General features: G+C 60.6%; 9 protein-coding genes. 3 read left to right on the plus strand and 6 right to left on the minus strand.

The features are described from left to right. Positions 1 to 103: 103 nt before the first annotated feature. Together DWZ22_RS06700 and DWZ22_RS06705 are read left to right on the plus strand one after the other, a co-directional pair. Complete coding sequence (locus DWZ22_RS06700) at positions 104 to 1,411, plus strand: lysylphosphatidylglycerol synthase transmembrane domain-containing protein (RefSeq protein WP_118405741.1); 1,308 nt, start codon at positions 104 to 106, stop codon at positions 1,409 to 1,411. Between the two features lie 116 nt (positions 1,412 to 1,527). Beyond that, entirely contained in the window at positions 1,528 to 2,139 is a 612-nt protein-coding gene (locus tag DWZ22_RS06705; protein ID WP_118405742.1) for a TetR/AcrR family transcriptional regulator, read from the plus strand. A gap of 100 nt (positions 2,140 to 2,239) precedes the next feature. On the opposite strand, the gene DWZ22_RS06710 is transcribed toward DWZ22_RS06705, so the two are convergent. The 6 genes from DWZ22_RS06710 to metK form a co-directional block, all read right to left on the minus strand. Next, entirely contained in the window at positions 2,240 to 3,454 is a 1,215-nt protein-coding gene (locus DWZ22_RS06710; protein WP_118405743.1) for an ABC transporter permease, read from the minus strand. Next, a complete protein-coding gene (locus DWZ22_RS06715) occupies positions 3,451 to 4,224 on the minus strand; it encodes an ABC transporter ATP-binding protein (RefSeq protein ID WP_118405744.1) in 774 nt (257 codons plus the stop codon). The genes DWZ22_RS06710 and DWZ22_RS06715 overlap by 4 nt, the downstream gene beginning before the upstream one ends. Beyond that, positions 4,224 to 5,660 carry an efflux RND transporter periplasmic adaptor subunit gene (locus tag DWZ22_RS06720; RefSeq protein ID WP_158573309.1) on the minus strand — a complete coding sequence of 479 codons (1,437 nt, stop codon included), beginning with the start codon at positions 5,658 to 5,660 and terminating at the stop codon, positions 4,224 to 4,226. The genes DWZ22_RS06715 and DWZ22_RS06720 overlap by 1 nt, the downstream gene beginning before the upstream one ends. A gap of 132 nt (positions 5,661 to 5,792) precedes the next feature. Beyond that, complete coding sequence (locus DWZ22_RS06725; RefSeq protein WP_158553112.1) at positions 5,793 to 7,508, minus strand: L,D-transpeptidase; 1,716 nt, start codon at positions 7,506 to 7,508, stop codon at positions 5,793 to 5,795. A gap of 149 nt (positions 7,509 to 7,657) precedes the next feature. Further along, positions 7,658 to 9,265, minus strand: coding sequence for an L-serine ammonia-lyase, iron-sulfur-dependent, subunit alpha (gene sdaAA / locus DWZ22_RS06730; RefSeq protein ID WP_118405746.1), 1,608 nt, complete (start codon positions 9,263 to 9,265; stop codon positions 7,658 to 7,660). Positions 9,266 to 9,608: 343 nt separating this feature from the next. After that, on the minus strand, positions 9,609 to 10,889 hold the full coding sequence (gene metK / locus DWZ22_RS06735) for a methionine adenosyltransferase (protein WP_118405747.1): 1,281 nt from the start codon (positions 10,887 to 10,889) through the stop codon (positions 9,609 to 9,611). A 363-nt stretch (positions 10,890 to 11,252) separates the two neighbouring features. Between metK and gltX the strand changes: the two genes are divergently transcribed. After that, positions 11,253 to 12,728, plus strand: a complete 1,476-nt coding sequence (gene gltX, locus DWZ22_RS06740; protein ID WP_118405748.1) for a glutamate--tRNA ligase — start codon at positions 11,253 to 11,255, stop codon at positions 12,726 to 12,728. Positions 12,729 to 12,859: the final 131 nt, after the last annotated feature.

Here is a 12,859-nt window from a genome sequence, read left to right on the forward strand (position 1 = left end):
CAAACAACCGTCTGCAATTCCCGTTTAAACAAGAGCTTTGCGTTCTGCTTATGGCCCTTACGGGTACAATAACCAAAATATTTTGACTGTTAGAAGGAGTCTCATGACGGAGTCCTCACAGTATACGTCCAAGCCCCAGGTCGAGGTTGAGGCCTCGGGCGGCGATGACAATAAGAGCGCACGTCGCGGCGCCATCTTTATCGGCGTTGTGCTGGTGGGTTATATCGTCTATCTGGTGGTAACCGGGCAGATGGGGCAGTTCTGGGCTGCTATGTCGAGCGTCCAGGCGCCCTGGCTCGTTGTCGCGTGTCTATGCATGTTCATGTATTTGTTCTTTGGCATTGTGGCCTATGCGATCGCCGTCTGGCTCGACCCCAATTCACCCGTCGGCATTCGCGACCTGATCTCTGTCGAGGCGAGCGGCATCTTTTTTGGCAACCTGACGCCCATGATGATGGGCTCGACTCCTGCCCAGATTTACCGCCTGACCAAAGCGGGCCAAAATGTCGGCGAGGCCGGCGCCACGCAGTTCACGCGTTTTATCGTGTATCAGTTTGGCCTTGTTGCCTGGGGTGCTATCCTGCTACTTGCTCGCATGCCGTTTTTCGCCGAGCGCTATGGCGACATGACACTGCTGTGCGTCTTTAGCTTTGGCGGACACTGCTGCATCTTGCTAGGTATCTTTGCCGTCGCGCTCATGCCTAAGACCGTCACGCGCGTCGCCCATTGCATCATTAATTGGCTCGAGCGCATAGGTGTCTCGTCCACTAAGATCGAGGGATGGCGCACGTTTGTCGATGGCGAGGTCTATTCGTTCTCCGAGAAGTTCAAGCTTTCGGCTGGCCATTTTTCGTCCATGCTGCTCACCGTGTTTATCACCATGCTGCAGCTCGCGTTTTTCTATCTGGTGCCGTATTTTCTGATGCTTGCCTTTGGCCACCACGAGGTCGACTTTTTCTCGGTCATGGCCGCGAGCGCCTTTGTTCAGCTCCTCAGCTCTGCTGTTCCCCTGCCCGGTGGCACCGGCGGTGCCGAGGGTGGCTTCGCGCTTTTCCTGGGTCATTTCTTTGGATCGGCTTCGACCGCCGGCTATCTGCTGTGGCGCCTCATTACGTTTATTGCGCCGACCATTTTGGCTGCGCCCCTGCTGGGCCTTAAGAGCGCCCACAACGAGAGCATCCATGCGCGCTGGGATCGCGTGATGCGCAAGCTCGGCCGAACGCCTCAGACGCCCTCTGCGCCCACTAAGCCGCACCCCACGAATGCTGTTACCGTTGATCCCAAGAAGCACGCTCAGAAGGCTTCTGGGACCGCTAAGCCGGCTCATAAAGCCTATGTGCGCCAGACAGGCGATGGTATTCGCGTATCTCCGTCGGCACTCAATAAGAAGAAGCACCCTAAGTCGCAGTAGGGCAGTCGTGCGTTCTTCATGATGCGGGGCATATTTGTGCTGTATGGGGGATAATCCTCTTACGTAGATTATCTCTCATCTGTTGATGAGTGCCCGTATATCGAAGGGACACGCCCATGGCCACCAGCAAACCGCGTATTGATCGCCGCATCGTTCGCAGCCGCACTGCCATCCTTTCCGCTTTCGAGCGCCTGCTCATGGAAAAGCCGCTGGCAGACATTACGGTGAGTGCCATCGCGCGCGAGGCCAATGTCGACCGCAAGACCTTTTACGTTCACTTTGGTACGGTTGACGGCCTGCTCGATGCCATTGCCGTCGATGTGGTGGAGATGATTGTCGACTCGGTCGAGAAAACGCTTGCTTCCATGAACGGCGACACCAACGAGCGCGCCCTGGGCGCGGCGGCGACCTTCTTTAAAACCGTTAATGAGGCGCTATGCAACAACCTGGTGCTCAATCGTCAGCTGATCGAGAATATTCCGCTCGATGATTTTATGGCTCGTCTTCGTGTGCCGCTCGAACACGAGATTGCTGATCGCGATCTGCTGCCCCAAGGTCTCAAGGACGAGATGTTCGACTACTATCTGGCGTTTTTGCTATCGGGTATCATCGGTATCTATCGCACGTGGGCGCTGTCTGACGGCTCGGTTCCCATCGAGCGCGTCTCGGAGGTTGCCAATAATCTGACGTTGAGCGGCCTTTCGAGCCTGGAATCTCGTTTCGAATAGCACTTGCGCCTTACCCCCTGAGTTGCGGTGAAATAGTGTCTGTTTTTGCTGCTAGATAGCATATTCAGTCCCTAATTCACCGCAACTTGTTGGTGGTGGCTTACTGGTAGCGTAGGCACTCCACCGGGTCGAGCTTTGCCGCGCGGCGAGCGGGGTAGAAGCCAAAGATTACGCCGATGCCGACGGAGACGGCGAAGGCCAGCAGCACCGTGGCGATTGAAAAACTCGGTGTGATTTGCCCGCTGGCACCTAGCTCGCCAAGAATCCCGGATCCGGAGGCAAACATCGCGAGGCCCCAGGCCAGCAGATAGCCTATCAGGACACCCAGCAGGCCACCTGTGACGCACAGCGCCGAGGACTCGGCCAAAAACTGCGCGGTGATATCGCGACGACTGGCGCCCAGAGCGCGACGGATGCCGATCTCGCGGATGCACTCAGTCACGCTGGTGAGCATCATGTTCATAATGCCGATACCGCCGACAAGCAGCGAGATACTGGCGACAGCACCCATGATGAGCGAGAATGCGCCCATAAAGGAGTTGAGTGCATCGATGGCGCTTTTCATGGAGGTCGCCGATACACTGTCATACTCATCATCCTCCGCGATGCCTTTCATCGCGCGCACCTTGGACTCGATGGTCTTGCAGAGCTCATCCATGTCCGTGCCCTCGGCGGCAAGTGCCGTCACGCTGGGGAATGAAGGATTCTCGTCGCCAAATAGGCCGGAGATGGTTTCGCGTGGCATATACAAAGTGAGCGAGCCCATGGAGTCGCTGCCGCCATCAATCACGCCTACAATCTGCACCTCGCCGTTGGACACCTTGATGGTTTTTCCCAGCGCATCTCGTTCGTTGCCGCAAAGCTGATCGGCGCCGCCGCGGCTGATGAGCGCCACGCGCGAGCCTGCCTTTGACTCGACATCGGTGTAGGTGCGCCCCGCAACGAGCTTACTGGCACCCACGGCGTCGAGCATGTCGCTATCGACACCCTGTGCCATGACGGTATAGCTTTTATCGCCGGTCTTGTACTCGGTGTACGCGCTGTTGACAATGCCGATCTGTTCTATCTGCGGCACCAGTTTTTGAAGCTTCTGGACGTCAGAATCCGAGAGTTCTTGGGACGAATAGATCTGAACCATGCGAGCTGCGTTGAGGCCCAGGCTGTTTACCAAGCTGTTTTGGATGCCACCGATGAGCGAAGTCATGGCAATGACCGAGGCGATGCCGATGACAATGCCCAGGATGGTGAGCAGGCTGCGCCCCTTGTTGGCCTCGAGCGAGTGAAGGGCTTCCTGGATGAGATCACGGGCGCTCATGCCATCGCTCCTTTCGGCGGGTTGGCGGAGGCGGAAATCACGGGCAGACTATCTACGGCGCTGCGCAGGGTCCGCGGTGCATGCGGAATATACGCGCCGTCGTGAATGCGACCGTCGCGGATGGTCACGGTACGGTCGGCCTCGGCGGCGATGCCGGGGTCGTGTGTGATAAGCACGATGGTTTTGCCGCGCTCCTGGAGCTTGTGGAAGGTTTCCATGACGAGCGCTCCCGTGGCGGAGTCCAGGTTTCCCGTCGGCTCGTCAGCCAAAATGATGGGCGGATCGTTGACGAGGGCGCGTGCGATGGCGACACGCTGCATCTGGCCGCCCGAGAGCTCGGATATGCGGTGGTCCCAGTGGTCGACGGGCAGCGTGACGGCCTGCAGCGCGTGCACGGCGCGCATTTCACGCTGGCTACGGGGCACGTTAGTGTATGCCAGCGGCAGCATGACGTTTTCGATAACCGACAGGCGCGGCAGCAGGTTGAAGCTCTGAAAGACAAAGCCGATGCTCAGGGCGCGGACTTCGGTGAGCTCGTCATCATCGAGCTCGGCCACGTTGAGGCCCTGCAGGTAATAATCGCCTGCCGTCGGTTTGTCCAGGCAGCCCAGGATGTTCATGAGCGTTGACTTGCCCGAGCCCGAGGGGCCGGTGATGGCGACGAATTCGCCGGGATTTACCGCCAGGCTCACGTTGTGCAGGATGTGGGCGCACCCCGCCTCGCTCTCAAAGATGCGGTGCACGTTGCGGATGTCGATAACGGGACGCATTACATACCCTCGTCGGCAGACATGCTGCCCGAATCCGCGCTGTAGCCGCCGTCAGCCGTTGCGTCCGCTCCGGTGTCCATGACGAGGGTGTCGCCATCGCACAGTTTGGTAACCGGCACGTTGGGGTTGATCTCGTTGCCCTGGTCGTCGCGCTTGACCTGTGTCTTGCCGACTACGGCTTCGTTGTCGTTTTGCGTCACGACGGTCACCTTCACGCGGCGCGTCTTTTTGCCCTCCGAATCGGTGGCCAGATTGACGTAATAGTGCTCGCCATCTTCGGTCATCAGCGCCATGGTCGGCACCATCACCACGTCGTCGAGCTTCTCGGTCACTACCGAGACCTCGGCAGTCATACCCGGCTTAAGGCGACTGTCGGGTGCTTCGATGAGGATGTCGACGTTAAAGGTCACGCTGCCGCCGCTCCCGGAGGAGAAGTCGGAGGTTGCCACCGAGGCGATAGCCGTGACGGTGCCCTGGCTCTCGATATCGGGAAACGCGGGATAGGTCACGTTGGCGCTTTGGCCCACGGCAATTTTGGCGATATCCTTTTCGCCCACCTGAACCGTCACCTTCATCTTGGACAGGTCGGCGATCTGCATGCACTGCTTGCCGCCGCTCGTATCGCTTTCGCCCATGATCATGCCGCCTGTTACCGTGGCGCCCACCTTGGCGTTGAGCTCCACGATGCTGCCCGAGCTCGGGGCCGTGATCGTACGGCTGGCGGCCTTGGCGTTCGCCTGATCGAGGTTTGCCTGGGCCGATGCGAGGCTGCGCTGCGCGGCCGATACGGCGTTCGTGTCCGCTGATGCGGCGGAGATGCCAGCCGCTGCGGAAGCTTCGTCGACGTCCGTCGTTGGGGTGGCCTGCGTGGCAGTTGCGGCTTTCTGCGCGTTGGCGAGGTCTTCCTGAGCTGCTGCAACTGCGCGCTGCGCCTCGGCAACGTTGCGATCGAGCTCGTCGTTTTTAATGGTCATAAGCACGTCGCCCTCGTTGACGGATTGGCCTGCCTGCACGTTTATCGAATCGACCATGCCGTCGACAGAAGGGGAGACCACTGAGGACGAAATGGGTTTGAGCTGGCCTTTCGCTTCGACCGTTGTGCTAAACGTGCCCTCGGTCACCATGTCGGTCGCAGGCCCGATATCGCCCTGTGGCTGCGCATTGATAACCAGGGTTGCGACAATGGCAATGAGCGCGATGACACCCACGATGCCGGCGGCAATGCCGCGTCGAATCAGCTTTTTGCGTCGACGTTCGGCACGTTTTGCCTTGAGCTTGGCATATACCTCTTCATCGGAAATCTCGGCCGTGTCGTTCGTGCGTCCGCTCTCCTTGTCGGCATGTACGTCTGTGATCAGAGGAAGCGTTTCGGTGATACCTTCGGGCGTGTGCTCGGTATTATCCGGACCCGGGGTGATCGTGGGGACATTCGGCATAGCGTCTCCTTTATAGAAAGAACCTCGATAAGTATATGCGCCCACCGGTTGGGGCGGGCGCATAGGACGGTTTCTTTCGGAACTGTTAGATTGGTCGCAGCGGTTCCACGCTGTATGAATGCGCGCGTTGCACTACGAGTGGACAACCACGCACAGGCCGACTTTGATGCAGTCGTGAAGTGCCTTGGCGTCGGCCAGGCGCAGGTTGATGCAACCGTGGCTGCCGCACCACTTGTACGACTCGGCGTTATCGAAGCTCTTGTCGTTTTGCCAGGTGGCATCGTGGAAGCCGATCATGTTGCCCTCAAACGGCATCCAGTAGCTCACCGGGCTCTCGTATTTGGGCTTGCCCGTCTCGGGGTCCTTGGCGCCAATCAGCGTGCTCGCGCCGTCGTTGCTGTTGATCTGCCAGACGCCTTCGGGAGTGGCGTCCTCACCCGGCTTTCCTGAGATAAAGTTGGCCTCCCACACGATATTGCCGCTCTCGTCGTAGTAGCGCGCGTGCTGCTCGGACAGATCGACATCGACGTATGCCTTCCAGTCGGGCTCTCCCTTTGCGGTAAAGGCGTCGGCCTTCTGGGAGTACTTGATCTCGATTTCGCCGGTCTGCTTGTTGTTAATGGCGTCCTCGACCTGCTTGGCGAGCGAGCCGCTGTCGATGGACCAACCAAAGTCGCCGCCTTCAACGGCGCATTGCTTGCCATCGGCGCGCGTCCACCAGCGAGTGGAGCCCACGGTGTTAAAGCCGTTGGCGAGCTCGGTTGCCCAGCTGCTGATCTGTGACGTATCAAGTGTGGGGTTGGCCGGATCGGCAAAGCTGATCCACTGCAACACGGAGCTGCCATCAACCTTGCCGGCATCCTCGCCGTTGAGCTTGAGGGTCACGTTGACGCCCAGGAAGTTGTTGGCGGCATCGCATGCGGCCTGAATCTGATCATCGGTAAGCGTTCCATTGAGCGGCTCGTAGGCATCGCTGCCGAGCTTGGAAAGGTCTACGGTCTCGGACAGCGAGGCAAGCTCGAGCTCGGCATACTTAATGACATGCTCGCGGTCGAGTTTTTCGTTGGAGCGCGCCTTCTCGACGGTAAACTTGCCGGCCTGCTCGTCATAGGAGCTATTGGCCTCGAACGTGCCCGAACGCCCCTCGTTAAACTCGTCGATGGCGGCGCCCAGATCCTCCTCAAACTTCTTTTGGTCAAAAGTGTCGGAGAGCATGGACAGGTCGACGTCTTGATCAAGATCGACTTCGTTGGAGGTAGCGGTTGTTTTGATCCTTCCGCTTAAGGATTCCACAAGGCGGACCGGCCATACAAAGGCTTCGTTGTGGCTGATAATCTCTTTTGCGGCTGCTTCGCCGTCGACGATGGGCTCATCGGACTCGGGCTGATAGGTCCAGCTAAAGTCATCGCCTGTCACGGTGAGCTTATAGTGCTTCCATGCCGAGTTGACCTTGGTGGCGGCAGACGAAGCGTTGGAGAACGAGACGTCGACGCCGGCGATGGTGGTATTGGGGTAGGCTAGCTGGGAAAACGCTACGACGCCTACGATATAAACAATGACGATAAGACCAAGGACGACAAAGAGCGTCGTCTTTTTGCCCGACTTATTGTTCTCGGCGGGTTTGCGCGCGGGGCCGCGATCGCCTCGACCGTGCGCGGGGGGCTGCTTGGGCGCATTGCCGTTTGCCTGGCGCTGCTGACGTTGATGGTTCGGGCGTTGGGGAGCGTTTGCCGCACCACGCTGCTGACCGTGACTCGGCGCGATAGGACGCGGCGACTGAACGCCACCGGTGTGCCTGCTCGGCTGCTGCGGATCGGGAATCAGTTGAGTTCGATCGTTTTGCGACATCGTATGCATATCCTTCGAATTTCGCCTTGCGGCTCATCGTGTTTTTACTGGGCTTGCATTATAGCGATTACCTAGTTGTTTGTGGTACGGAAACGGTGGCATTCAAAAGAGGTGGGACAGTTGTCCCACTATCGAGTCGTTCTTGGTCACTACCCGCACACACCGCATTTTGCACAGGCCGAAAGCGCGGCCGGAGCCTGCGCGATGCCGCCCTTTGCCGTCTCGCGCAGCGTGGCCGGCAACGCGTGGCCCACCGAGAGCATGACATGTGCCATCTGGTCAAACGGCACCAGGCTCTTAATGCCGGCGAGGGCGAGTTGTGCCGAGCTAAAGGCCGCTGCCACGCCGATGGCATTGCGGTTTTGGCAGGGCACCTCGACCAGGCCTCCGACGGGGTCACAAACGAGGCCCAGCAGGTTACTCAGCGCGATGGAGCTGGCGTCGAGCGCTTGCTCGGGCGTGCCGCCGAGCATCTGCACCAGCGCGGCGGCAGCCATGGCGGCGGCGCTTCCCACCTCGGCCTGGCATCCGCCCTCGGCGCCGGCGACGCAGGCGCCCGTGGTGAGGTTGAGGCCGATGGCAGCTGCGCAGTAGAGCGCGTCCATCACCTGCTCGTCGTCGAGCTGAAGGTGATCGGCGAGCGCCAGCACGCAGCCGGGCACGACGCCTGCGGAGCCTGCCGTGGGGGCAGCGACGATCACACCCATCGTGGACGAGCGCTCGAGCACGGCCATGGCGCGGGCCACGGCATCGGTCTGGACGGGGCCCATTAAGTTTGAGCCAAGATCGTTGCGGCCGGTGGCATCGACAAGCTTGGCCTCGCCGCCGATAAGCCCGCCGAGCGAGCGCTGCGGATTGACGATGGGGGCTGTGGTCTCCTCGCGCATGACGTCGAGCACGCGGCGCATGGCGGCGACGGCGTGGGCCTCGCCGGTCAGACGCGCCTCGCGCACGGCCATGACGGCGCCGATGCTGAGTCCCAGTTCCTCGCACGCATCGAGCAGCTGCTCGCCGTCGTCGAAGATTTCCTTTGCTGAGACGCCGGGGGAGAGCGACGAGGCAGAACCGGGGAGCTCGATAAAGGTCGCGTAATCGACATTGTCGAGCTTGCGCAGCATAGGGACGACGGTGTCGTCGGGCGCGCCGTCGGTCTCAAAGACGGAGTAGGCCTGGCCGCCCACTTCGGTGCGGTAGGTGCGGCAGAAGGCGATGTTCACGTGTGCGTAGGCGAGCAGGTTCGTGAGCGCGGCGAGCACGCCGGGAACATCCTGGTGCGCCACGAAGAGCGTGGAGTACATACCCGAGATGTCGACGCCGACGCCGTTAATGCGGCTGATGCGCATCTTGCCGCCGCCCAGGCTCTCGCCGCGGACCTGTGCCGTAGCGCCCGTGTCGTCGACCATGTCGATGTCGACGGTGTTGGGGTGGATGGAGGCGTCGTCGCCCTTAATTTCAAAGTGATATTCGAGGCCCTGCTCGCGTGCGAGGTCGAAGGCCTGCTTGATGTTCTCGTCATCGGTGTCGAGGCCTAGGATGCCCGCGACGAGTGCACGATCGGTGCCGTGGCCGCGGTAGGTGTGGGCGAAGGAGTTCCACAGGCCAAAGGTGACTTTGGTGATGCGGCCTTCCAGCAGGCTGGCGGCAACTTGGGCGCAGCGCAGGGCGCCGGCGGTGTGCGATGAGCTGGGGCCGACCATGATGGGGCCCAAGATCTCGAATGCCGAGGTCGTAGCTAGTGTTTGCGGCTTGCCTGCCATGGGTGCTCCTTTGTTTTGTCCCATCGTCCCGAGGGCGGGGCATACACTGTCCCGCCGTTCCGAGGGCTTTAGTATTTGGTCGCCTGCTCGGACAGTCCTGCTCGCACGGAGGCCACATTAAGTGGCCTCCGGCTCGTGCGGAACTCGCGATCGACCAAATACTAAAGCCCTCGGAACTTAGGATACATGGTTGGAGTCGCTCTGCTGCAATATTTATCGGCATGTGACCTATTCCATGTCCCAGGTCTGCTTATCTTCACCACCGTTTAAATAAAAAGAAGTACCGGTTGGAGTCGGTACTTCTTTTGGTGCGTTGTTATTTGCTGTAGCTTTTCGGGTTAGCTTACAGGCCGCAGGCTGCTTTGAGTTCTTCGACTCGGTCGGTTTTTTCCCAGGTGAAGTCGGCGTCTTCTCGGCCAAAGTGACCGTAGGCTGCCGTCTTTTCGTAGATGGGGCGACGCAGGTCTAGGTCGCGGATGATTGCGCCCGGGCGCAGGTCGAAGGTTTTCTCTACGGCTTCAACGATCTTGTCCTCGGCAACATGCGCGGTACCGAAGGTGTCGACCATGATTGAGAGGGGCTTGGAAACGCCGATTGCGTAGGCAAGCTCGACTTCGCAGCGGTCGGCCAGACCGGCGGCGACCACGTTCTTGGCGACCCAGCGCGCGGCATACGCGGCGGAGCGGTCGACCTTGGTGCAGTCCTTGCCGCTAAAGGCACCGCCGCCGTGACGGCCGTAGCCGCCGTAGGTGTCGACGATGATCTTGCGGCCGGTGAGGCCCGTGTCGCCCATGGGGCCGCCCACGACAAAGCGACCGGTGGGGTTCACGTAGATGTCCGCGTTGTCCCACGGCATGTTCTCGGCGGCCATGACCGGGGTGATGACGTGCTCGATGAGGTCGGCCTTGATCTTTCCCATGTCCTCGATCTCAGCGGCGTGCTGCGTGGAGATGACGATGGTCGTGACCTCGACGGGCTTGCCTTCCTCGTAGCGCACGGTGACCTGGGTCTTGCCGTCGGGACGCAGATAGGCGAGGGTGCCGTCGTGACGCACGGCGGCCAGGCGCTCGGCCAGGCGGCTTGCCAGGTAGTGTGGCATGGGCATGAGGGTCTTGGTCTCGTTGGAGGCATAACCGAACATCATGCCCTGGTCGCCGGCGCCGATCAGGTCGATCGGGTCGGTGGTAGCGCCGGTCTGGGTCTCGAAGGACTCGTCGACGCCCTGGGCGATATCGGGCGACTGCTCGTGGATGAGGCTCATAACGCCGCAGGTGTCGCAGTCAAAACCGAACTTGGCACGGTTGTAGCCAATGCGGCGGATAACGCCGCGGGCGATTTCCTGTACGTCGACGTAGGCCTGGGTGCGAGTCTCGCCGGCGACGATGACGGTGCCGGTGGTCACGAGGGTCTCGCAGGCGCAGCGGACGTTCTCCACGTTGGCAGGCACGCCGTTGGGGGCGATGTAGCCCTGTTCCTGGAGCTCTATTTCTTTGGCGAGGATTGCGTCGAGGACGGCGTCGCTGATCTGGTCAGCGATCTTATCGGGATGACCTTCGGTCACCGACTCCGACGTAAAAACAAAGGACCCGTGTTGGGGTGGGATGGAACGAAGTTCTTCTGACATGATTGTCCTTTCAAAAACGTGTCCCGGCGACCGTTACCATTCCGCCGGGCTCTCTATGCAAGGGCACATCATATCGCGTAAATCAAACATTCACACCCTTTCCGCACCTAGTCATTGGGGACAGACTTAAATGAGTAGCCTTGCGGCACTTGGGGACGTTCCTCTTCTGCCGGCCTTTTAGGAACGTCCCTAAGTGCCGGCAGTTTGGGACACTCCCGTTCGACCAGCTCCGAAGAGTGTCCCCAACGACTACTCATTTAAGTCTGTCCCCAATGAGTAGGTCGGTGCCCTTTGTGCGGAGGTGGGCATTGTTGCTTTATACTGGTGCGGTTAGACATCCATCCTGCAATCGAGGAGATTTCCATGGCATCAGACGTTCGCGTCCGCTTTGCACCCTCACCGACGGGCAAGCTGCACATCGGCGGCGCCCGCACCGCTATCTATAACTGGGCTTTCGCCCGCGCAAACGGAGGCACGTTCATCCTGCGCATCGACGACACCGACCCCACCCGCTCCACCGACGAGAATACGCAGATCATCCTGCGCGCCATGCGTTGGCTGGGCCTGGACTGGGACGAGGGTCCCGAGGTGGGCGGCGACTTTGGCCCCTACGCCCAGACCGAGCGCCTGGACCTGTACAAGCAGGCCGCCCAGAAGCTCTGGGACGAGGGCAAGGCCTATCCATGCTTCTGCACCAAGGAGCAGCTCGACGCCGATCGCAAGGCCGCCCAGGAGCGCAAGGATCCCTTCCAGGGCTATCAGCGCCGCTGCCGCGATCTTGATCCCGAGGAGGCACGCCGCCGCATCGAGGCCGGCGAGTCCTACGTCCTGCGCATCAAGGTGCCCGAGGACCGCGGCGACGTCCGTATCCACGACGCCGTCCACGGCGAGGTGACCTTCGACGCCAAGGAGCTCGATGACTTCGTCATCTTCCGCTCCGATGGCACGCCTACGTATAACTTTGCGACCGTCGTCGACGACGCCATGATGAAGATCACCCACGTCATTCGCGGCGACGACCATCTGTCCAATACCCCGCGCCAGGTCATGGTCTACGAGGCCCTCGGCGCGCCCGTGCCTACGTTCGCCCACATCTCCATGATCCTGGGCGCCGACGGCAAGAAGCTCTCCAAGCGCCACGGCGCCACCTCGGTGGAGGAGTACCGCGACGCCGGCTACCTGTCCGACGCCTTCGTCAACTACCTGGCGCTGCTCGGCTGGTCGCTCGACGGCGAGACCACGATCATCCCGCGCGATGTCCTGGCCAGTAAGTTCTCGCTCGACCGCATCTCCAAGAATCCGGCGACCTTTGACCCCAAGAAGCTCGACTGGGTCAACGCCGAGTACATCAATGGCATGTCCGATGCTCAGTTTGCCGACGAGATCATGGTCCCCGAGCTGCACGAGGAGGGTCTCATCGAGGGCAACGTCGAGTACGGCGAGGACTGGATCGACGCACTTGCCGCCATCGTCAAGCCGCGCACCAAGATGCCGGCCGACGCCGTGACCGTCGCCGCTCCCATCTTTGCTACGGCCGAGACGCTCGAGTATGATGAGAAGTCCGTCAACAAGGGCCTGGCCAAGGAGGGCATGGGTGCCATTCTGGATGCCGCCAAGGCCGCGCTCGAGGGCCTGACCGACTGGACCGCCGAGGCTATCGACGCCGCGCTTGAGCCGCTGCCCGAGCAGATGGACCTCAAGAAGCGCGTGGTGTTCCAGGCCGTGCGCGTCGCCGTTTGCGGCAACATGGTGAGCCCTCCGCTGGGCGAGACCATGGCGCTCGTCGGCCGCGATGACTGCCTGGCGCGCATCGACCGCGCCCGCACGATGGCACTGTAATCGCTGCGCACACGTATGTATCCGAGCCCCGTTCACCCGAGCGGGGCTCTTGTTTCTGTACCGATGAGCGGGTTGCTGGGACAAAATAATCAGTAGTGTTTGTCCCATGTTCGAGCGACGCAACACGCTCG

Source organism: Collinsella sp. AF31-11 (assembly GCF_003475605.1).
In the GTDB taxonomy this organism is placed as follows: Bacteria; Actinomycetota; Coriobacteriia; order Coriobacteriales; family Coriobacteriaceae; genus Collinsella.

Bases quoted from the DNA above. Each gene is read 5' to 3' on its own strand.
- DWZ22_RS06700 (WP_118405741.1), top strand. From the start codon at position 104: ATGACGGAGTCCTCACAGTATACGTCCAAGCCCCAGGTCGAGGTTGAG.
- DWZ22_RS06705 (WP_118405742.1), top strand. From the start codon at position 1,528: ATGGCCACCAGCAAACCGCGTATTGATCGCCGCATCGTTCGCAGCCGC.
- DWZ22_RS06710 (WP_118405743.1), bottom strand. From the start codon at position 3,454: ATGAGCGCCCGTGATCTCATCCAGGAAGCCCTTCACTCGCTCGAGGCC.
- DWZ22_RS06715 (WP_118405744.1), bottom strand. From the start codon at position 4,224: ATGCGTCCCGTTATCGACATCCGCAACGTGCACCGCATCTTTGAGAGC.
- DWZ22_RS06720 (WP_158573309.1), bottom strand. From the start codon at position 5,660: ATGCCGAATGTCCCCACGATCACCCCGGGTCCGGATAATACCGAGCAC.
- DWZ22_RS06725 (WP_158553112.1), bottom strand. From the start codon at position 7,508: ATGTCGCAAAACGATCGAACTCAACTGATTCCCGATCCGCAGCAGCCG.
- sdaAA (WP_118405746.1), bottom strand. From the start codon at position 9,265: ATGGCAGGCAAGCCGCAAACACTAGCTACGACCTCGGCATTCGAGATC.
- metK (WP_118405747.1), bottom strand. From the start codon at position 10,889: ATGTCAGAAGAACTTCGTTCCATCCCACCCCAACACGGGTCCTTTGTT.
- gltX (WP_118405748.1), top strand. From the start codon at position 11,253: ATGGCATCAGACGTTCGCGTCCGCTTTGCACCCTCACCGACGGGCAAG.